The sequence below is a fragment of the Qipengyuania profundimaris genome, assembly GCF_030717945.1.
GTDB lineage: Bacteria > Pseudomonadota > Alphaproteobacteria > Sphingomonadales > Sphingomonadaceae > Qipengyuania > Qipengyuania profundimaris.
In genome coordinates, this window is record NZ_JAVAIM010000001.1 from 434,322 (window position 1) to 452,675 (window position 18,354).

19 protein-coding genes are annotated in these 18,354 nt (G+C 64.6%); 11 read left to right on the forward strand and 8 right to left on the reverse strand.

The features are described 5' to 3' along the window. Positions 1-104: 104 nt before the first annotated feature. Positions 105-707, forward strand: coding sequence for a DUF4126 domain-containing protein (locus tag Q9K02_RS02185; protein ID WP_305931406.1), 603 nt, complete (start codon positions 105-107; stop codon positions 705-707). A 5-nt stretch (positions 708-712) separates the two neighbouring features. Here the strand turns inward: Q9K02_RS02185 and Q9K02_RS02190 are convergent, their stop codons facing one another. Beyond that, a complete protein-coding gene (locus Q9K02_RS02190; RefSeq protein ID WP_305931407.1) occupies positions 713-1,951 on the reverse strand; it encodes a polyhydroxyalkanoate depolymerase in 1,239 nt (412 codons plus the stop codon). A 262-nt stretch (positions 1,952-2,213) separates the two neighbouring features. Between Q9K02_RS02190 and Q9K02_RS02195 the strand changes: the two genes are divergently transcribed. The 5 genes from Q9K02_RS02195 (at position 2,214) to Q9K02_RS02215 (ending at position 7,771) form a co-directional block, all read left to right on the forward strand. Then, positions 2,214-3,941, forward strand: coding sequence for an ABC transporter transmembrane domain-containing protein (locus Q9K02_RS02195; RefSeq protein ID WP_305933426.1), 1,728 nt, complete (start codon positions 2,214-2,216; stop codon positions 3,939-3,941). A 123-nt stretch (positions 3,942-4,064) separates the two neighbouring features. Then, positions 4,065-6,209 (forward strand): M13 family metallopeptidase, encoded by a 2,145-nt coding sequence (locus Q9K02_RS02200; protein ID WP_305931408.1) that lies wholly within the window; start codon positions 4,065-4,067, stop codon positions 6,207-6,209. 79 nt (positions 6,210-6,288) lie between these two features. After that, positions 6,289-7,083, forward strand: coding sequence for an undecaprenyl-diphosphate phosphatase (locus Q9K02_RS02205; protein ID WP_305931409.1), 795 nt, complete (start codon positions 6,289-6,291; stop codon positions 7,081-7,083). Between the two features lie 107 nt (positions 7,084-7,190). After that, positions 7,191-7,445, forward strand: coding sequence for a GlsB/YeaQ/YmgE family stress response membrane protein (locus Q9K02_RS02210; protein ID WP_305931410.1), 255 nt, complete (start codon positions 7,191-7,193; stop codon positions 7,443-7,445). A 74-nt stretch (positions 7,446-7,519) separates the two neighbouring features. After that, positions 7,520-7,771 (forward strand): DUF2680 domain-containing protein, encoded by a 252-nt coding sequence (locus Q9K02_RS02215; protein WP_305931411.1) that lies wholly within the window; start codon positions 7,520-7,522, stop codon positions 7,769-7,771. Between the two features lie 89 nt (positions 7,772-7,860). On the opposite strand, the gene phhA is transcribed toward Q9K02_RS02215, so the two are convergent. Next, positions 7,861-8,817, reverse strand: a complete 957-nt coding sequence (gene phhA, locus Q9K02_RS02220) for a phenylalanine 4-monooxygenase (RefSeq protein WP_305931412.1) — start codon at positions 8,815-8,817, stop codon at positions 7,861-7,863. A gap of 59 nt (positions 8,818-8,876) precedes the next feature. Here phhA and ppk2 point away from each other — a divergent pair, with 59 nt between their 5' ends. After that, positions 8,877-9,647 (forward strand): polyphosphate kinase 2, encoded by a 771-nt coding sequence (gene ppk2 / locus Q9K02_RS02225; protein ID WP_305931413.1) that lies wholly within the window; start codon positions 8,877-8,879, stop codon positions 9,645-9,647. Here ppk2 and Q9K02_RS02230 read toward each other — a convergent pair. The 6 genes from Q9K02_RS02230 to Q9K02_RS02255 form a co-directional block, all read right to left on the reverse strand. Then, positions 9,644-10,513, reverse strand: coding sequence for an HTD2 family dehydratase (locus tag Q9K02_RS02230; protein ID WP_305931414.1), 870 nt, complete (start codon positions 10,511-10,513; stop codon positions 9,644-9,646). The genes ppk2 and Q9K02_RS02230 overlap by 4 nt on opposite strands. Then, positions 10,513-11,757 (reverse strand): acetyl-CoA C-acetyltransferase, encoded by a 1,245-nt coding sequence (locus Q9K02_RS02235; protein WP_305931415.1) that lies wholly within the window; start codon positions 11,755-11,757, stop codon positions 10,513-10,515. The genes Q9K02_RS02230 and Q9K02_RS02235 overlap by 1 nt, the downstream gene beginning before the upstream one ends. Next, positions 11,754-13,010: a CoA transferase gene (locus tag Q9K02_RS02240; protein ID WP_305931416.1), complete on the reverse strand. Its 1,257-nt coding sequence runs from the start codon at positions 13,008-13,010 to the stop codon at positions 11,754-11,756. Before Q9K02_RS02240 ends, Q9K02_RS02235 begins: the two co-directional genes overlap by 4 nt. Positions 13,011-13,158: 148 nt before the next feature. Beyond that, complete coding sequence (locus Q9K02_RS02245; RefSeq protein WP_305933427.1) at positions 13,159-14,319, reverse strand: acyl-CoA dehydrogenase family protein; 1,161 nt, start codon at positions 14,317-14,319, stop codon at positions 13,159-13,161. A 26-nt stretch (positions 14,320-14,345) separates the two neighbouring features. Continuing rightward, positions 14,346-14,561, reverse strand: a complete 216-nt coding sequence (locus Q9K02_RS02250) for a hypothetical protein (RefSeq protein WP_305931417.1) — start codon at positions 14,559-14,561, stop codon at positions 14,346-14,348. Between the two features lie 95 nt (positions 14,562-14,656). Continuing rightward, the gene (locus Q9K02_RS02255; protein ID WP_305931418.1) at positions 14,657-14,968 is read right to left on the reverse strand and encodes a hypothetical protein; all 312 of its coding nucleotides are present in this window, start codon (positions 14,966-14,968) and stop codon (positions 14,657-14,659) included. Between the two features lie 124 nt (positions 14,969-15,092). On the opposite strand from Q9K02_RS02255, the gene recQ reads away from it, so the two are divergent. From recQ to Q9K02_RS02275, 4 genes are all read left to right on the forward strand, one after another. Next, the gene (recQ, locus tag Q9K02_RS02260) at positions 15,093-16,877 is read left to right on the forward strand and encodes a DNA helicase RecQ (protein WP_305931419.1); all 1,785 of its coding nucleotides are present in this window, start codon (positions 15,093-15,095) and stop codon (positions 16,875-16,877) included. Positions 16,878-16,955: 78 nt separating this feature from the next. Next, on the forward strand, positions 16,956-17,846 hold the full coding sequence (locus Q9K02_RS02265) for an SPFH domain-containing protein (RefSeq protein WP_305931420.1): 891 nt from the start codon (positions 16,956-16,958) through the stop codon (positions 17,844-17,846). A 22-nt stretch (positions 17,847-17,868) separates the two neighbouring features. After that, positions 17,869-18,060, forward strand: coding sequence for a type II toxin-antitoxin system antitoxin (locus tag Q9K02_RS02270; RefSeq protein ID WP_305931421.1), 192 nt, complete (start codon positions 17,869-17,871; stop codon positions 18,058-18,060). Continuing rightward, positions 18,053-18,325, forward strand: coding sequence for a hypothetical protein (locus Q9K02_RS02275; RefSeq protein WP_305931422.1), 273 nt, complete (start codon positions 18,053-18,055; stop codon positions 18,323-18,325). Before Q9K02_RS02270 ends, Q9K02_RS02275 begins: the two co-directional genes overlap by 8 nt. Positions 18,326-18,354: the final 29 nt, after the last annotated feature.

Consider the following 18,354-nt stretch of genomic DNA (forward strand, 5'->3'; position numbering starts at 1 on the left):
CGTTAAGGCGCCGAATGTGCGACAGTCAATCGGCGGATCGGCAATCCGTCGGGCGGTCAATGTCGTTGGACGAAGCGCGCCGTTCAGGCTTATGCTGCCGATCCATGGGCATCATGGAAATCATCGGCATCGCCGGAAGCGTCAGCCTGCTGGCCGGCTGGCGGCTCTATCTCTGCATCTTCGCCACCGGCCTCGCCATGCGGATGGACGTCGTTCCCCTGCCCGAGCATCTTGCGAGCCTTGATGTGCTCGCCAGCCCGTGGGTGATGAGCATCGCCGCGCTGGCTGCAGTGGCGGAGTTCTTCGCCGACAAGGTGATGTGGCTCGATTCGATCTGGGATGCGGTGCATACCTTCGTGCGACCCATTGGCGGTGCGCTGTTGGCACTAGCCATCGTCGACCCGTCCGATCCGGCAGTTCAGGTCGTCGCGTTCCTGCTCGGCGGCGGTGCCAGCTTTGCTGCGCACGCAGGCAAGGCCGGGGCGCGCGGCGTGGTCAATGCGAGCCCCGAGCCGGTCAGCAACGTCGCCGTATCGACTGCCGAGGACGTCGCGACAGTGGGCTTGCTCTATCTCGCTTACGAATTTCCGCTGATCGCAGCGGGTATCGCAGTCGTGCTGCTCGGCCTGACGATCTGGCTTTTGGTGATCGCCCGGCGCATCATCGGCAAGCTGCTCGGGCGCCGCAACGAGCCACCGGTCGCCTGAGCCGCCTAGCCGTGCGCGGCGATGAATTCCTCGACCACCGGGGCGATTTTCGTGCGCCAGCGGCTACCGTTGAAGATGCCGTAGTGGCCTGCGCCTTCCGCCATGAAGTAGCGTTTTTTCGACGCGTCGAGACCCGGCGTCAGTTCCAGCGCGGCGCGCGTCTGGCCTAGCCCCGAAATATCGTCGCGCTCGCCCTCAATGGCGAGGATCGCGGTCTCGGCGATATCGCCGAGATCGACGCGCTTGCCGCGATGGGCGAAGGTGCCGTTCGGCAGGGCATGGTCCTGGAACACGACCTCGACGGTCTGGAGATAGAATTCCGCCGTCATGTCGGCGACGCTGCGATATTCGTCGTAGAAATCCTTGGTCGCCTGCGCGCTTTCGTCGTCGCCTGCGGTGAGGTGCTTGAACATCTCGTAATGGCTCATGAGGTGATTGCCGAGGTTCATGCTCATGAAGCCGGCCAGTTGCATGAAGCCGGGATAGACCCGGCGCCCCGCGCCGCGATACTGCATCGGCACTGTGGCGATGACATTGTGGCGGAACCACTCGATCGGGCGATCCATGGCGAGATCGTTGACCGTGGTCGGCGAACAGCGGGTGTCGATCGGGCCGCCCATCATGGTGAGCGTCTTCGGCGTGCACGGATGCTCGTCGCGGTTCATTATTGCGGTGGCGGCGAAGACCGGCACCGACGGCTGGCATACGGCCATCACATTCGCGCCCTCACCGATGTGCTCGAGGAAGCCGATCACATAGTCGATGTAATCGTCGAGATCGAACTCGCCCTCGTGCATCGGGACGGTCTTGGCATCGGCCCAGTCGGTCACGAAGACGCGGTAGTTCTGCAGCATGCGCTCCACCGTGCCACGTAGCAAGGTGGCGAAATGGCCGCTCATCGGGGCGACCACCAAGAGGCGCGGCGCATCCGCCGGCAGGCCTTCGCGGTAGAACTCTTTCAGATCGCCGAAGGGGCGATTGACGACAGTCGCCTCGATCACCGGATCCGCTTCGCCGTCCACCTCGACCGTCTCGATCCCCCAGGCGGGCTTGCCATAAGGCGCGGCGGCATGGGCGAAGACTTCCAGCGCACTCGCAGCGGTCGAGCCAAGGCCCATATAGCCCATCGGGCCAACGTAGTTCATCGGGTTCGACGGGTTGGAGAGCATCTCCGCCCCGATCGAAGCCCAGGCACTGGCGGAATTGAGCCAGCTGCGCTGGAGTTCGTAGGCGTGGTATAACATGTTCGTCCCCTGCTGGCCGGTGGTTCGTCTTTTACCGTGCCGCGACCTGAAAGTCGGGTATCCTGACGTCTGTGCGCTCATTGTGCAATGCACAAGGGAAGGAAATGTGTCGAATGCCGCGTCCGCAGTGGATTTTCGCGTCTGCCGCGCTTACGTGACCCGCATGGACGGGCCGGCCGATACTGCACCGCGGAAAAAGCGGTTGTTCCAGCGCAAAGCTCGCGGGGACGAGCAGCAACCCCGCTCGCTCAAACCGCTGCGCATGGTCTGGCAGTCGGCGAAGCGATACCCTGGCCATGTCGCCCTGGCGATCCTCGCATTGTTCATCACCGCCGGCGCGACCCTGGCCATCCCGGCGGGGTTCAAGATGGTGATCGACCGCGGCTTTGCCGAAGGCGGCAATGCGGACGAAATGCGTTTCTGGTTCCAGTCCCTGCTCGGTATCGTCGGCGTGCTCGCGGTGGGTACGGCGATGCGGTTCTATTTCGTCAGCTGGCTGGGTGAGCGTGTCGTCGCCGACATTCGCCTACGCGTGCAGCGCAACTTGCTGCGGCTGGCCCCGGGCTTCTATGAAGAGAATAGCCCCAAGGAAATTTCCAGCCGGATGACCAGCGACACGGCGCTGATCGAGACGGTGGTCGGCACCACGATTTCTGTGGCGCTGCGCAACACGCTGATGGCGATCGGCGGGACCGCCTATCTCTTCTGGCTCGTGCCGAGCCTCACGATGGGGTTGTTCCTAGTGATTCCGGCAATCGTCGTCCCGATCACCTATTTCGGACGGCGTCTGCGCAAGGTCAGTCGCACCAGCCAGGACCGCGTGGCCGATATCGGCGCCATGGTGACCGAGGTGCTCTCAGCGATGAAGATCGTGCAGGGCTTCAACCAGGAAAACCGCGAGCACGAGCGCTTCGAGGCCGCCGTCGAGCGGACCTTCATCGTCGCCAAGCGGCGCGTCATCATCCGCGCGATCATGACCGCGGTCGTCATTCTGTGCGTCTTCGGCGGGATCACGCTGCTGGTCTGGCGCGGCGCGGAGGCCGTGGGCGAGGGCACCATATCGGGCGGTACCATAGCCGCATTCGTGCTGACGGCAGGCCTCGTGGCAGGTGCCTTTGGCGCGCTGACCGAAGTTTATGGCGACTTGCTGCGCGGTTCCGGAGCGGCGAGCCGCCTCGCCGAACTGCTCGAGGAAACGCCGACCATCACTCCGCCAGCCCGCCCGCAGACCCTGCCGGAGCCGCCACGCGGCAGCCTGTCGTTCCGCAATGTGACGTTCCGCTACCCCACCCGGCTGGAGGCACCGGCGCTGATCGACTTCAACCTCGAAGTCGAGCCGGGAGAAACGGTCGCAATCGTCGGTCCTTCCGGGGCGGGCAAGTCGACCATTTTTCAGCTGGCCGAGCGCTTCTACGATCCGCAGGCCGGCTCGATCCGCCTCGACGGCGTGCCGCTGACCGGTGCGGATCCGGCGGAAATCCGCCGCCGCATGGCCTACGTCCCGCAGGAAGGCGTGCTGTTCAGTGCAAATGCCCGCGACAATTTGCGCTATGGCAATTGGGACGCGAGCGACGAGGCGATCTGGTCCGCTGCGCGGGCGGCCAATGCGGCGGAGTTTCTCGAGAAGCTGCCCAAGGGCCTCGACACCTATCTCGGCGAGAGCGGCACGCAGCTATCGGGCGGCCAGCGTCAGCGGCTGGCCATCGCTCGCGCCCTGCTACGCGATGCGCCGATCCTGTTGCTGGACGAAGCGACCAGCGCGCTCGATGCGGAAAGCGAGCGGCTGGTGCAGGATGCGCTCGAGCACCTGATGGCGGAGCGCACCACGTTGGTCATCGCGCATCGCCTGTCGACCGTACGCGCTGCCGACCGCATCGTGGTGATGGAAGACGGGCGGATCGTCGAGCAGGGCACGCATGACCAGCTTTCGGCGAACGGCGGCCTTTATGCGCGGCTCGCAAAGCTGCAATTCGTGCTCGAAACCGCCTGATTCCTCGCTCAAAGCGTTGTTTGAGCCGATAAACTGCATCGCACGCGCGACGAAAGCTGTTAGTTAATGATTATCCGATTCCGGCCCCCCGGCCGGGTGACTGCGATTGGGAGACTGCACATAATGATCCGTACCATGCTTGCCGCCGGTGCGAGCGCTCTTGCGCTCGGCCTGGCGACCCCGGCCCTCGCCGACGACCATACCGAAGCCAACATGGCCGAGGAAACCAATGAACTGCCCACCATGAGCTTCGGCGAATGGGGCTTCGATCCGGCGACGCTTTCCCCGGATGTCGATCCGGGTGACGACTTCTTCGCCTATGCGAACCAGGAATGGCTCGACGCCAACCCCCTGCCTGCCGAATTCAGCAGTTTCGGCGCCTTCAACCTGTTGCGCGAAAAATCCACCAGCGACGTGAAAACGCTGGTGGACGAACTGAACGCCAAGGACCCGGCCTCGCTGACTGCGAACGAGAAGCGAATCGTGGCGGTCTACGATTCCTACCTTGATACGGATGCTATCGATGCCGCCGGCATGTCTGCCGCCCAGCCGTATCTGGAGCGTATCCAGGCCGCCGACAGCATCGACGCTCTGCTGACGCTGTGGGCGACTCCGGGATACCCTTCACCTCTTGGCGGCGGCGTGAATGTCGATGCCAAGGAAACCGATCGCTACTCGGTCTATCTCAGCTCCGGCGGCCTCGGCCTGCCCGATCGCGATTATTATACCGACACCAGCGAGAAGGGCGAAAACATCAAGGCGAAGTACAAGGAGTACCTCACCTTCCTGATGGGCAAGGCCGGTTACGAGGATCCCGGTGCAGCCGCGATGGCGGTTTATGCCTTCGAGGACACCATCGCCCGCACGATTTCGAGCGACCGCGCGGCCAGCCGCAATGTCGACCTGTTCTACAATCCCTTCACCCCCGCCGAACTCGGCGAGCTTGCGGGCGATTTTCCGATCGAGACCATGATCGAGGCCTCGGGCTTCGGCGAAGCGGATCGCTTCGTCGTGACCAACCTGCGCCCGAGTGCGGAGCGAGCCGAGGAAATCGGCCTCGACGCGGAAGCCATGGCGAAGCTCGGCAAGGGCTTCACCGGGATGCTCGAACTGCTCGGGACGACCGACCTCGCCACGCTCAAGGCGTGGACGATCAAGGAGTTCCTCGACAACAACGCCGCCATCCTCGGCTCCGACATCGATGAAGCCGACTTCGCGTTCTACGGCACGCTGCTGCGCGGCACGCCCGAACAGCGCCCGCGTTGGAAGCGCGCCATCGGCGAGACGGAAAGCCAGTTCGGCGAACTGCTCGGCGCATCCTACGTCGAGCGGTATTTCCCGCCCGCCAGCAAGGAAGCGATGGACGAACTGGTCGCGAACCTGCGCATCGCACTCGCCGAATCGCTCGCCGAGATCGACTGGATGAGCGAAGCTTCGAAAGAGCAGGCCATGGCCAAGCTCGACAGCTTCGATCCGAAGATCGGATACCGCGACAATCTCGAGACTTACGAGGGTCTGGATGTGAAGGCGGGCGATCCGCTCGGCAACCGGATGGCAGCGGCGCACTGGGCGTGGCGCGACATGCTCGACAAGCTGGGCGGTCCGATCGACCGGACGGAATGGGGTATGTTGCCGCAGACGGTGAACGCCTATTACAACCCGCTGAAGAACGAGATCGTTTTCCCCGCCGGTATCTTGCAGCAGCCGTTCTTCGGGCCGAATGCGGACCTCGCGGTCAACTACGGCGCGATCGGCGGCGTGATCGGGCACGAGATCGGCCACGGTTTCGACGACCAGGGATCGAAGTTCAGCGCCACCGGCGCGCTCGAGAACTGGTGGACGGACGAGGATCGCGACAATTTCGACGGCCTTACCGATGCGTTGGTGGAGCAGTACAACGGCTTCTGCCCGCTCGACGATGGCGAAACCTGCGTCAACGGCCGCCTCACGCTGGGCGAGAACATCGGGGACCTCGGCGGTCTCTCGATGGCCTACCGCGCCTACAAGCTGGCGACCGAGGGCAAGGACGTGCCGGTGATCGATGGCCTGACCGGCGATCAGCGCTTCTTCCTAGCCTGGGCACAGGTCTGGCGTACGGCCCAGCGCGACGATGCGCTGCGCCAGCAGCTGCGCACCGATCCACACAGCCCGCCCTATTACCGGGTGAACGGTGTCGTGCGGAACTTCGACGAATGGTATGAAGCGTTCAACGTGACGCCGGAGGACAATCTCTACCTGCCGCCGGAAGAGCGCATCCGCATCTGGTAATAGCGCGGCTTGCCGCAAAAACATCGAACGGGCGGGGCGGGTCACTTGACTTGTCCCGCCCTTTCTCCATTGGCCCGCTATGACCTTCCTGCAGCAATTCATCATCGCCATCGTCCAGGGGATCACGGAATTCCTCCCGATTTCCTCCTCGGGGCATTTGATCCTGATTCCGAAGCTGACCGACTGGCCTGACCAGGGTCCGCTGATCGACGTGGCGGTCCATGTCGGCTCGCTGCTGGCGATCATCCTCTATTTCCGCAAGGACGTGATCGGTCTCGCGCGGGGCGGCTTCGCCACTGTCGGGCTGGGCGAGGATCCGGAGCAGCGGCGACTGTTCCTCTTCGTGCTGGCAGGCACGATCCCGGCGGTGATCGCAGGGCTCTATCTCAAGCTCGGCGGGCATCTCGAAAGCCTGCGCTCGACGCAGCTGGTGGCAATCAACCTCATCGTCTTCGGCATCCTGCTCGGCATCGCCGACCGGATCGGCAAGGCAACGAAAACCTATGAAGACCTGAGCCTACGCGATGCCATCATCGTCGGCGTGGCACAGGCGATGGCGCTGATTCCGGGCACCAGCCGTTCCGGCGCGACCATGACCGCGGCCCGCTTCCTCGGATACGATCGGGTGGAATCGGCGCGCTTCTCCTTTCTGCTCGCCATACCCGCAGTTGCAGGGGCGGGCCTGATCGCCGCGCTCGACCTGGCCGAAGCAACGCGCGAGATGCAGCTCGATGCATTCGGCGCTGGCGTGATGACCTTTTTCGCGGCTCTTGCGACGATGATGTTCCTGATGAATTTCCTCAAGAAGGCATCGATGATGGTGTTCGTGGTCTATCGCGTTATCTTGGGAACCGCGCTGCTGCTGCTCTTCTGACACCGTGGCAATTCGGCCAGCAGGCGACATTTTCCTGACACAATTGCGGAACCTTTTGTCGCGAGAAGACTTTCTTTCGCGAATGTAGTCACGAAGGAACGCCTGTCATGGGTCTTCTCATCCTGATCGTCGTCGGTGCCATCCTCGGATGGTTGGCGACCATCGTTCTCAGGATCGAAGACGGCCGCACCATTGCGATGAACGCAGGTGTCGGCGTCCTCGGATCACTGCTCGCCGGCCTCGTTGCCAGCGGCGGATCCGTGGTCGGCGCGGTCAGCGGCATCGCCCTGTTGTGGGCCGTTGTCGGAGCTGCCGTTGCAATCGGCATTTTCAATTTCGTGCGCCAACGCGCCTATCATTGAACGATAGACTGCAATCGTACCACGAAAGGAGCTGTCGCATGCTGCAGCGGCTCGCCAATACAAGGGGAATAAACATGAAGTTCAACAAATTCTCGATCGTCGCTTCGGCCGCCGCGCTGAGCCTTGGCCTCGCGGCTTGCGATGGCCCGCAGGAAAACGCGATGGAAGCAGAAGCGGAGCAGATGGAAGACAATCGTGACGCGATGGTCAACGACATGGAAGCTTCGGGTGAAATCACCGACGAACAGGCCGACGCCATGGACGATCAGACCGACGCCATGGAAGAAAGCATGGAAGAAACCGCTGACGACATGGACACGCCGTAAGCGTCCATCTCAGCGTCACGCTGATCAAGGGGGGCCGGAGCGATCCGGCGCCCCTTTTTTGCTGCATGAAGTGGCTGTCTCGCCTTGCGTCAGACCGCGTCGGCACCGCTCCCGCGCCCGCCGCGTAGCGTATATTCCAGCGTGCCTTCGTTGACCACGTAATCGACGTCGATCACCGCCGTATTGGCATAGGTGAAGCCCGGGCCCAGGCTGCGATAGAGCTTGTCGAAATCGCGTTCCACCGTCTGGCGGTAGAGATCCTCGAAGCTCTCGATCACGAAATAGGTCGGCTGCAGATCGCTGATCACGTAATCGGTGCGCATGACGCGGTCGACGTTGAGCATGATGCGGTTGGGGCTCTGCGCCTCGGTCGCATAGACCACTTCCGTCGGGCCGGAGAGAATACCGGCACCATAGGCGCGGATATCGCCCGGCGCCTCCAGCAGCAGCCCGAATTCGACCGTGTACCAGTACAACGCGCCCAGCGCCTTCAGTCGGTTGTAGCGCATCGCCTTCCATCCGGCGCGGCCATATTCCTGCATGTAATCGGCATAGACCGGATCGGTCAGCATCGGCACATGACCGAAGACGTCGTGGAAGACGTCCGGCTCCTGGATGTAGTCGAAAGTCTCGCGCGTCCGAATGAAGTTGCCGGCCGGGAAGCGGCGATTGGCGAGGTGCCAGAAGAAAACGTGATCGGGGATCAGCATCGGCACTGGCACCACGCTCCAGCCGGTGAGCTTGTCCAGCTCCTCGCTCAGCGTGCCGAATTCGGGCACACCGCCACGGCCGAGATCGAGCTTTTCGGTGCCTTCCATGAAGGCCGACGCCGCGCGGCCGGGCAGCACCTTCATCTGGCGCGCGAAGAGATCGTCCCAGATCGCATCGTCTTCGCTGTCGTATTCGGTCTGCTTCGGCTCCAGCCAGTCCTCGCCGACGTGCTCGGGCCGTTTTAGCGGAGCGGTGAATACATCTGCCGGAAGGTGCGGCAGCCGGCTAAAGTCCTGGTCGGAATCGGCCTGTGCGCTATCTGTAAGTGTTGCCATATCGTTACCGGTGATACTGGGTTTGCGTCCTTTGTTCAAACGAAGCCGGAGATCGCCAGATGAAACGCAAGCAATACGAAGCCGCGCTCGACCCGATGGAGGAAGAGCTCGTCGGCATGGCCCGCTGGGCGCGCACGACCGGGCAGCGCATCGTGGTGCTGTTCGAGGGCCGCGACACGGCAGGCAAGGGCGGCGCAATCAAGGCGGTTCGCGAACGGCTCAATCCGCGCCAGTGCCGCGTGGTCGCGTTGTCCAAGCCCACCGAGGCCGAGCAGACGCAGTGGTATTTCCAGCGCTATGCCCAGCACCTGCCCAGCGCAGGCGAGATCGTCCTGTTCGACCGCAGCTGGTACAATCGCGCCGGGGTGGAGCAAGTGATGGGCTATGCCTCGCAGGCCGAGGTCGATGCATTTCTGGAACAGGCGCCGGTGTTCGAAAAGATGCTGATCGACGACGGCATCCTGCTGTTCAAATACTGGCTGACCACCGATCAGGTGCAGCAGGAAGAGCGCCTGCGCGAACGACTCGAAGATCCGCTGAAGCGGTGGAAGCTGTCGCCGATCGATCTCGCCGCGCGCGCAAAATACGATGCCTATACGGCGGCGCGCGAGGCCATGCTGGCCGCGACGCATACCGAGCATGCGCCCTGGACGCTGGTGAATTTCAACGACCAGAAACGCGGCCGGCTGACGCTGGTGCGTGACCTGCTCGACCGCCTGCCCGACACACATGTCGATCCGCCCGCGATCGATTTTCCCGGGCTGGGCCGCGATCCCTCCGCAGAAAGCTACTCGGTGCTGGAGCCGATCGCGCCCTATCCGCTCGACTAGGTGAGGCTGGCGCGGGCCTTCAAGCATTCGCGCCCGTCGGCAGCGATCGCGGCGAGTTCGATGCCCGCCTCACCCTGCCGCAGCGCCAGATGGAGCGGCTCGTCGGCAATGGCCGGGCTGATCGCGCGGAAGCCGAAGCTGGCGAGGCGATTGTCGCCGAACTCGCGCGCCGCCAGTTGCAGCAACAGGCTCGCCATCAGCGGCCCATGCACCACCAGCCCGCGATACCGCTCCACATCGCGCGCATAGGGCGCATCGTAATGGATGCGGTGGGTGTTGAAGGTCAGCGCCGAATAGCGGAACAGCAAGCGGGGATCTGGCACCAGCGTATGATGCGTGTCCCAATCCGCTGGGTCGAATTGATCGACTGTCGCGGGCGGCGGGCTGAGCGGAGCATCGCTTGCGGCCGCCTCGCGATAGACCAGCGTCTGTCGCTCGGTAACTGCCAGCGCGCCGTCGGCACTGGTGCGGTGATCGACGTCGACGAAGACGAGAGTGCCGCTGCGGCCCGATTTCTCCTCGATCGATGCGATCCGGGACACGCGTTCGATTTGCGCGCCAATGACCAAGGGCGCATGGAACTGCATCTTGCTCGCCGCCCACATCCGGCGCGGGAGCGGCACCGGCGGGAAAAAACTGTCGGCCCTGTCGTTGCGCTCGGGGTGACCGTCCTCGCCCAAGGCCGCGGACGGTGCATCGGGTGTGCACAGGCACAGGTGGATCCCCTGTGGCATAGCACCGGCGTCAGGAGCCGCAAGGTCGAAGGTGCCCGCCCAGCGGGCCGCTAGCGCCGGGTCGAGCAGGTCGTGCGAGACCTGCTCGCGACCCAGCCAGCCGGACCAGTCATGCGTGGCGGCGTCGCCCATCAGGCAGCGCGTTCGAAGATGGCCGCCATGCCTTGTCCGCCGCCGATGCACATGGTCTCGAGACCATAACGGACTTCGCGGCGCTGCATCTCGTGCGCCATGTCGGCGAGGATGCGGATGCCGGTCGCGCCGATCGGATGGCCGAGCGAGATGCCGGACCCGTTGACGTTGACGATTTCGCGGCGGCTATCGTCCTCGGCAAAACCCCAGCCATTCAGCACGGCGAGTGCCTGCGGCGCGAAAGCTTCGTTCAATTCGATGAGGCCAATGTCGTCCCAGTTCATGCCGGTGCGTTCGAACAGCTTCTCGACCGCCGGCACCGGGCCGATGCCCATGCGGCTGGGGTCGCAACCCGCCGCGCTCCAGCTGTTGAACCACAGGATCGGTTCGAGGCCGAGTTCCTCGACCTTGTTCTCCGCCACCACGAGGCAGGCCGCCGCGGCGTCATTCTGCTGGCTGGCGTTGCCTGCCGTCACGATGGCATCGGGATCGCGCTTCAGATCGATCGCGCGCAATTTGCCCAGCGTCTCCATGTCGGCATCGGCGCGGAAGCCTTCGTCTTTGGCGAAGACGACCGGATCGCCGCGGCGCTGCGGAATCTCGACCGGTACCAGCTGCTCGTCGAACTTGCCCTCCTCCCAGGCCTTGGCGGCGTTCTGGTGGCTGCGTACGGCAAACGCATCGGAGGCCTCGCGCGAAATATCGTAATCCTTGGCGAGATTTTCCGCCGTTTCGATCATGCCGGTGATGACGCCGAAGCGCTCGATCGGCTGGCTCATCAGGCGCCCGCGCGTCAGGCGGTCCCACAGCACCATGTCGCCCATGCGCGCGCCCATGCGGGCCTTGGTGGTATAGTGCTCGACATTGGACATGCTTTCGACGCCGCCCGCCAGCACGCAATCGGCGACGCCGGTCTGCACCATCATCGCTGCCGTCGCGACGGCCTGCAGGCCGGAGCCGCAGCGCCGGTCGAGCTGGAAGCCGGGCACTTCGATCGGATAGCCTGCCGCCAGCCAGCTCCAGCGCCCGATGGCCGGTGCCTCGCCGCTGCCGTATCCCTGGCTGAAGACGACATCGTCCACGCGCATCGGATCGACACCGCTGCGCTCGACCAGCGCCTTGATGATGATCGCGCCGAGCTCGCCTGCCTCCAGCGGGGAGAGCGTGCCGAGGAACTTGCCCACCGGCGTGCGCAGCGGCTTGCAGATGGCGACGCGGCGGAGGGACTGGCTGGGTGACGTCATGGCATAATCCTGGTTTTCGAGTAGTCGTGGGCTTCGTCGCTCGGGGCGGCAATACCGCTGTCGATCAGTTTGCCGATGGCCCCGGAGGACAGGCGGAGCGTGTCGGCGAGCACCTGTTCGGTATGTTCGCCCAGATAGGGCGCGCGCTGCGGCTCGCCGCGCGGTTTGTCGGGCATATTGGCGAAGCTGCGGGCGACCGGATAATCGAAACCGCTGGGATTGTCCGGCGTGCGCCCGAACAGCGGATTGTCGCCGACCAACTGCGGGTCCTGCGCCGCTTCGTAAGGCGTGCGGTAGCGTTCGTAGGTCGTGCCTGCCGCCGCCATGCGCTTTTCGAGCTCGGCATAATCGTGCTGGCCGGCAACGGACTGGAACAGGCCGAGCAGCCGGTCACGGTGCTGGAAGCGCGGCGTGTCGCCAGCGGCGAAGCGCACACCGAGCTCTGCCTCGAGCGCGGCGATTTCGTCGGAAAGTCCGAAGGCCTCGACGATGCCGTGCCATTGCTTGGCGGTCAGCGCCGCGACCATGAAACGTACGCCATCGCGCGTAATCATGTCGCTGCCGAATGCGCCCCAGATGGCGTTGCCGAGCCGCTCCCGGTCGCCGCCGCGGAACAGCATTTCCGCGATCGTGCCGCTATTGGCGAGCGTGCCGATGGCGACGTCGCCCAGCGGCACGCGGATTTCCGCGCCTTCGCCGGTGGCGTCACGGTGGCGCAGCGCCGCGAGCAGGGTGAAGGCGCAGTAGGCGCCGGTGAGAAAGTCCCAGGCCGGCACCAACTGATTGACTGGGGGCGCGGTCTCTGGATCCCAGTCTGCGGGTCCGGTCATCAGCGGATAGCCGCTGGCGGCATTGACGGTGAAATCCATCGCTTGGCGCCCGTCGTGCCAGCCCATGATACGGACGGAGATCATATCCTCGCGTGCTTTCGCCATGGCGGCGTGGCTGAGGAAGCTTCTCTCCGGCAAATTGGTGACGCACTGGCCCACGGCGTTGGCAAGCTCGACGCACAGCTCCCGCCCCTCGCCGCTGCGCAAGTCCAGCGCGACCGATTTCTTCGCGCGGTTGAGGTTCTCCCACGCGAGCGAACGGCCGTTGTCCGCCAGCATGTAGCGATCGTAATCGAGCCCGCCTTCCTTGTGGTCGACGCGAATGACCTCGGCCCCGAACTGCCCGCAGTACAGGCCGACCGTCGGCGAGGCGACGAAGCTGGAGACTTCGAGGACGGAGAGGCCGGAGAGGAAGTCGTACATGGGAGAGTCCTTGTTGCGTGCGGGCTGGACATCCGTCCAGCCCTTGCTGTTCCATCCCGCTCCCCCACCCGGCCACCCACGCCACGGTATTTTATGGGTGGCCGGGTGGGGGAGCGGGACGGAACAGCCGAGCCGTCAGCCAAGCCGATCAGACACTATTCGCGAAATCCCGCATCATGTGCTTGGCGATCTGGAGCTGGAGGATCTGCGTCGTGCCCTCATAGATGCGGTAGATGCGCGCATCGCGGAAGAAGCGCTCGGCATCGTATTCGGCGAGATACCCAGCGCCGCCATAGACCTGCACCACCCGGTCGACCACGCGGCCGCACATCTCGCTGGCGAAAACCTTGAAGGCGGCGGCGTGCTTCACCGTATTCTCGCCGCGATCGACGCGCGCGGTGACGTCCGCCATCATCGCTTCGGCGGCGTAAATCTCGGTCCAGCTTTCGGACAGCATCTGCTGGATCAGCTGAAAGTTCGCGATCGGTTCGCCGAAGGCCTTGCGCTCATTGGCATAGCGGACCGCACTGTCGAGCGCGCGGCGGGCATAGCCGGTGCTCGCCGCGCCGACCGAGATACGCCCGTTGTCGAGGCTCATCATGGCGAAGCGGAAGCCCTGGCCGGTTTCCCCGCCGAGCAGGGCGTCGCCCGGCACATGAACATCGTCGAGCATGATGTCGGCGATGTGGCTGCCCGACTGGCCCATCTTCTTGTCCGGGCTGCCGACCGATACGCCGGGCGCGTCCATCGGCACGATGAAGGCGCTGACATGCGCGTTCTTGGGCTGCGCATCCTTTTCGGTCCGCGCCATAATCAGGCCGACATCGGCGTAGGGCGCGTTGGTGATGTAGCGCTTGGTGCCGTTGAGGATCCAGCCGTTGCCGTCGGGATCGGGCTTGGCGAAGGTCGCCATGGCCGCGCTGTCGGACCCGCTACCGGGCTCGGTCAGACCGAAGCAGGCGATCGCGCCTTCGGCGATCTTCGGCCACCATTCGGCCTTCTGCGCATCGGTACCACCGTTCTTGATCGCAGAATTGAACATGCCGACGTTGATCGAGAAGATGCTGCGGAAAGCAGGCGCGGCATAGGCCATGGTCTGCACGACCTTGGCATATTGCGTGACGTTGAGGCCCGCGCCACCATAGTCCTCCGGCACGGTGAGGCCGAACAGCCCCATCTCCTTCATCTCGTCGATGATCACCGGCGGCAAAGCATCGTTTTCGATGACGTCTTTCTCTGCCGGGATCAGCCGCTCGCGCACATAGCGGTCGAGCTGTTCGAGGAACTGGTCGAAGGTGTCCGGGTCCATCCCGGGGTTGTCGGCTGCTGCTACGGTCACTGGGTCGGGGTCTCCTGCGGTGTGTCTGCCGTTTCGGTATCGGCCTCCTCGCCCAAGGCTTCGGGCGGCAGGCGGCGCTCGTCGATCATCGAGGCTGCGTCGTCGAGCGCTTCGGCCTCGCTGGCGGATATCGCCCGCAAGTCCTGCGGCTCGTTGTTTGAGCAAGCGGTCAGGGCGGCGGTGCTGCAAAGCGCGAGGGCGAGTCGGATCATACCGCAGCTTTAGCTGCTCGGGGGCGACATGCGAAGAACGTTACGTAACTCCGGCCTGGCGGGGGTACGGCGTGCCACACCCCCGCGCCGAAAGCTCAATTTTCGAAGTCGTCTTCGCTCATCGCATCCATGGCGGCTTCGGCGGTGGCAGCGGCATTGTCGCCCGCTTCCTGTACCGATGCGGCTTCCGCTTCGGCGGCGTCACCATCGCCGGCGGTGGTGACGGGAGCGGGGTCGGATTCCATGGCGGCCGGGTCTTCCACCGGCTCTTCATCGACGCCTTGCAGCGCTTCGTCGGCGGGAATTTCGACCGTGTCGGCTTCGGCTTCGGTCGATGCGTCTTCGGAACTGCCGCAGGCGGCAAGGGCGAAAGTGGCGGTCGCAGCCAAGGCGATGCGCAGGTTCATGGTGGTGTCTCCTCTAAGAAGCGTTGGAAGTCGCAGGGTGTTAAGCGCGACTCCCGCATACGGAGCAAGGGGAAAATGCCCGCGCGCCGGTTGCGCCGGAAGCCGCAGGCAGCGATCAGGGGATATGGTCGAAACCGCCATTCCCCTGCTCGACTCCGCGCGCGAGCGCCTGAAAGCCATCTTCGGCTTCGACGATTTCCGTGGGCGACAGGCGGAAGTAGTCGACCGCGTACTCTCCGGCCAGTCGACGCTGGCGGTTATGCCGACCGGGGCGGGCAAATCGCTCACTTACCAGCTGCCCGCGACGATGCTGGATGGCACCTGCGTGGTCATCAGCCCGCTGATCGCGCTGATGCACGACCAGCTGCGCAGCGCGCGCGCCAATGGCATTCGCGCGGCCACGATGACCAGCGCCGATGCCGACTGGCGTGAAACGCAGGACGCCTATCGCGCCGGTGAACTCGACTTGCTCTACGTCGCGCCCGAACGCGCCAGCCAGCCAGCCTTCCGCGACTTCTTGGGCACCGCCCCGCTCGCGCTATTCGCGGTGGACGAGGCGCATTGCGTTTCCGAATGGGGGCACGATTTCCGCCCGGACTATCGCATGCTGCGCGGATTGATGGACGCCTTTCCGGACGTCCCGCGCCTCGCGCTGACCGCCACTGCCGACAGCCAGACGCGCCGCGACGTGATGGCGCAGCTGGGCATTCCCGACGGCGGGCTCGTGCTGGCGGGCTTCGACCGGCCGAACATCCGCTACGCCATTCGCCTTCGCGACAATCCGGTTCGCCAGCTCGCCGCGCTGATGGCCGAGCAGCCGGGGCCGGGCATCGTCTACGCGCCGACCCGCCGCAAGGTCGAGGATCTCGCGGAGAAGCTAGGGGCGGCGACGGGCAGGGCGGTGCTGCCCTATCATGCAGGGCTCGACCCGCAGACCCGCGCTGCCAACCAGGCCGCCTTCGTGGCGAGCGAGGACATGGTCATCGTAGCCACGGTCGCTTTCGGCATGGGGATCGACAAGCCCGACGTGCGCTTCGTTGCCCATGTCGGCGTGCCCAAGTCGATCGAGGGCTATTACCAGGAGACGGGCCGCGCCGGGCGTGACGGCGATCCGGCCCGCGCGACCATGTTCTGGGGTGCTGGCGATTTCGCCACGGCGCGCCAGCGGCTGGCCGAGGTGGACGAGGCGCGGCGCGGGGCGGAGATCGCGCGGCTCAATGCGCTCGCCGGACTGGTCGAGACCGCCGAGTGCCGCCGCGCCGTCCTGCTGCGGCATTTCGGTGAGGACCCGCCGGCCGAATGCGGCAATTGCGATAACTGCCTCGAGAAACCCGGCGTCACCGACGTGACCGAACTCGCACGCAAGCTGCTCTCCGCAGTCTACCGCACCGGCCAAAGCTTCGGCATGGGGCATTTGCAAAAGGTCCTTACCGGCAGCGAGGACGAGCGCGTGCGCCAGCGCGGGCATGATCGCTTAAGTGTCTTCGGCATCGTCGGGGGCGAGGATGCCCGACTGCTCCAGTCGGTGGCGCGGGCCTTGCAGGCGCGCGGCGATCTCGTGGCGACCGAACATGGCGGCCTCGCACTGGGCGGATCGGCGCGCGCGATCCTGAAGGGGGAGAGCGAGGTCGAGATCGTCGTCCCGCCGAAACGCAGCAAGCGGCGGCGCGGCGACAGCACGCCCAACCCGGTCGGCGATCCGCTGTTCGATGCCTTGCGCGAATTGCGCCGCGAGCTGGCGATCGAGGGACAGGTCCCGCCCTATGTGATCTTCCACGACGCCACCTTGCGCGAAATGGCCGCGCAGCGTCCGGCTTCGCTGGCCGCACTGGGCCGCTTGCCCGGTGTCGGGGCGAAGAAGCTCGAGGCCTATGGAGAGCAGTTCCTGCGCACCATCGCGCGCCATTGACGAGCCGATACGGTCGATATAAACATGATATCATAATTATATCGGAGGTGATTCGTCGTGACATTGGAACTCAGGGGAATGAAGACGAGCCGCGAAACTGTGGCGACGTCTTACAATGGCTATATAATGCTGATCGTGCTGGCGGCCTTGCTGGCGTTCGCCGCAATTGCGCTGCCGGGCATGGCGCCGCCGTCGGGTGCGGAGAAGGCGGCCAAGCTGATGTTCGTCGGCACGCTGGTGGTTACGGTGCTGGCGCTGTGTATCGTCGCGGCGGGGTTCTTCATGATCCAGCCCAACCAGGCGGCGGTGATTACGCTGTTCGGCGAATATCGCGGCAGCGAGCGGACCGAGGGGCTGCGCTGGGTGTGGCCGTGGATGATGCGGAACAAGATTTCGGCCCGCGCGCACAACATCCACTCCGAACGCGTGAAGATCAACGACTTGCGCGGCAACCCGATCGAGATCGCCTGCAATGTCGTGTGGCGCGTGCAGGATACGGCTCAGGCTAGCTTCGATGTCGACGATTACAAGGAGTTCGTGAACATCCAGATCGAGGCGGGGCTGCGCACCGTCGGCTCGCGCCACCCCTATGACGATTTCGAGGACGAGGAAGTGACGCTGCGCGGCAGTGCCGACGTGGTCAATCAGGAGCTGCTCGAAGAGCTGAACGACCGGCTGAAGGTCGGCGGCGTGGTGGTGGACGAGGCGGGCCTCACCCACCTCGCCTATGCCAGCGAGATCGCCAGCGCCATGCTCAAACGCCAGCAAGCCGATGCGATCATCGCCGCGCGCAAGAAGATCGTGCTCGGCGCGGTCGGCATGGTGGAGGATGCGCTGGTCAAGCTGAGCCAGGACAACATCGTCGACATGGACGACGAGCGGCGCGCGACCATGGTGTCCAACCTGATGGTCGTCCTGTGCGGCGAGAAGGACGTGACGCCGGTCGTCAACGCCGGTTCGCTCTACTAGGCGGCCTGGCGGAGCGCGTCCGATGGCGAAAAAGGCCTTTGCCCTGCGGCTCGACCCGGCGGTGCACGCCGCGGTCGAACGACTGGCGGCGGATGAGCTGCGCAGCGCCAACGCCCAGATCGAAATGCTGCTGCGCGAGGCGCTCGACCGGCGCGGGATTTCCGTGGCCAAGAGCAAGCCCGCCCGCCGGGGAAGGCCACCGAAAGATGACTGATAGGCCCACAAAACCTGACGACGCGTGGTTTTTGCCGAAGGCGTTCGGTTATGGGGCGGGCTGGCCGATCAGATGGCAGGGCTGGGCGCTGGTTATCGGCTATCTTGTCATCGTCGGGGCATGCGAGCGCGTGCTCGACTGGGACACGATCGTCGGTGCAGGAACGGCTTTCGCCATCATCGTTCCCGCCACCCTTGCCTTGATCCTCATCGCAAAGGCCAAAACCCGCGGAGAGTGGCGCTGGCGATGGGGCAGTACCGACTAACCCGGTCCGGCATGTGAAAAGCTTATCAC

What these genes read in the sequence shown, in the direction of transcription:
- Q9K02_RS02185 (WP_305931406.1), top strand. Translation starts at nt 105, where the DNA reads ATGGGCATCATGGAAATCATCGGCATCGCCGGAAGCGTCAGCCTGCTG.
- Q9K02_RS02190 (WP_305931407.1), bottom strand. Translation starts at nt 1,951, where the DNA reads ATGTTATACCACGCCTACGAACTCCAGCGCAGCTGGCTCAATTCCGCC.
- Q9K02_RS02195 (WP_305933426.1), top strand. Translation starts at nt 2,214, where the DNA reads ATGGTCTGGCAGTCGGCGAAGCGATACCCTGGCCATGTCGCCCTGGCG.
- Q9K02_RS02200 (WP_305931408.1), top strand. Translation starts at nt 4,065, where the DNA reads ATGATCCGTACCATGCTTGCCGCCGGTGCGAGCGCTCTTGCGCTCGGC.
- Q9K02_RS02205 (WP_305931409.1), top strand. Translation starts at nt 6,289, where the DNA reads ATGACCTTCCTGCAGCAATTCATCATCGCCATCGTCCAGGGGATCACG.
- Q9K02_RS02210 (WP_305931410.1), top strand. Translation starts at nt 7,191, where the DNA reads ATGGGTCTTCTCATCCTGATCGTCGTCGGTGCCATCCTCGGATGGTTG.
- Q9K02_RS02215 (WP_305931411.1), top strand. Translation starts at nt 7,520, where the DNA reads ATGAAGTTCAACAAATTCTCGATCGTCGCTTCGGCCGCCGCGCTGAGC.
- phhA (WP_305931412.1), bottom strand. Translation starts at nt 8,817, where the DNA reads ATGGCAACACTTACAGATAGCGCACAGGCCGATTCCGACCAGGACTTT.
- ppk2 (WP_305931413.1), top strand. Translation starts at nt 8,877, where the DNA reads ATGAAACGCAAGCAATACGAAGCCGCGCTCGACCCGATGGAGGAAGAG.
- Q9K02_RS02230 (WP_305931414.1), bottom strand. Translation starts at nt 10,513, where the DNA reads ATGGGCGACGCCGCCACGCATGACTGGTCCGGCTGGCTGGGTCGCGAG.
- Q9K02_RS02235 (WP_305931415.1), bottom strand. Translation starts at nt 11,757, where the DNA reads ATGACGTCACCCAGCCAGTCCCTCCGCCGCGTCGCCATCTGCAAGCCG.
- Q9K02_RS02240 (WP_305931416.1), bottom strand. Translation starts at nt 13,010, where the DNA reads ATGTACGACTTCCTCTCCGGCCTCTCCGTCCTCGAAGTCTCCAGCTTC.
- Q9K02_RS02245 (WP_305933427.1), bottom strand. Translation starts at nt 14,319, where the DNA reads ATGGACCCGGACACCTTCGACCAGTTCCTCGAACAGCTCGACCGCTAT.
- Q9K02_RS02250 (WP_305931417.1), bottom strand. Translation starts at nt 14,561, where the DNA reads ATGATCCGACTCGCCCTCGCGCTTTGCAGCACCGCCGCCCTGACCGCT.
- Q9K02_RS02255 (WP_305931418.1), bottom strand. Translation starts at nt 14,968, where the DNA reads ATGAACCTGCGCATCGCCTTGGCTGCGACCGCCACTTTCGCCCTTGCC.
- recQ (WP_305931419.1), top strand. Translation starts at nt 15,093, where the DNA reads ATGGTCGAAACCGCCATTCCCCTGCTCGACTCCGCGCGCGAGCGCCTG.
- Q9K02_RS02265 (WP_305931420.1), top strand. Translation starts at nt 16,956, where the DNA reads ATGAAGACGAGCCGCGAAACTGTGGCGACGTCTTACAATGGCTATATA.
- Q9K02_RS02270 (WP_305931421.1), top strand. Translation starts at nt 17,869, where the DNA reads ATGGCGAAAAAGGCCTTTGCCCTGCGGCTCGACCCGGCGGTGCACGCC.
- Q9K02_RS02275 (WP_305931422.1), top strand. Translation starts at nt 18,053, where the DNA reads ATGACTGATAGGCCCACAAAACCTGACGACGCGTGGTTTTTGCCGAAG.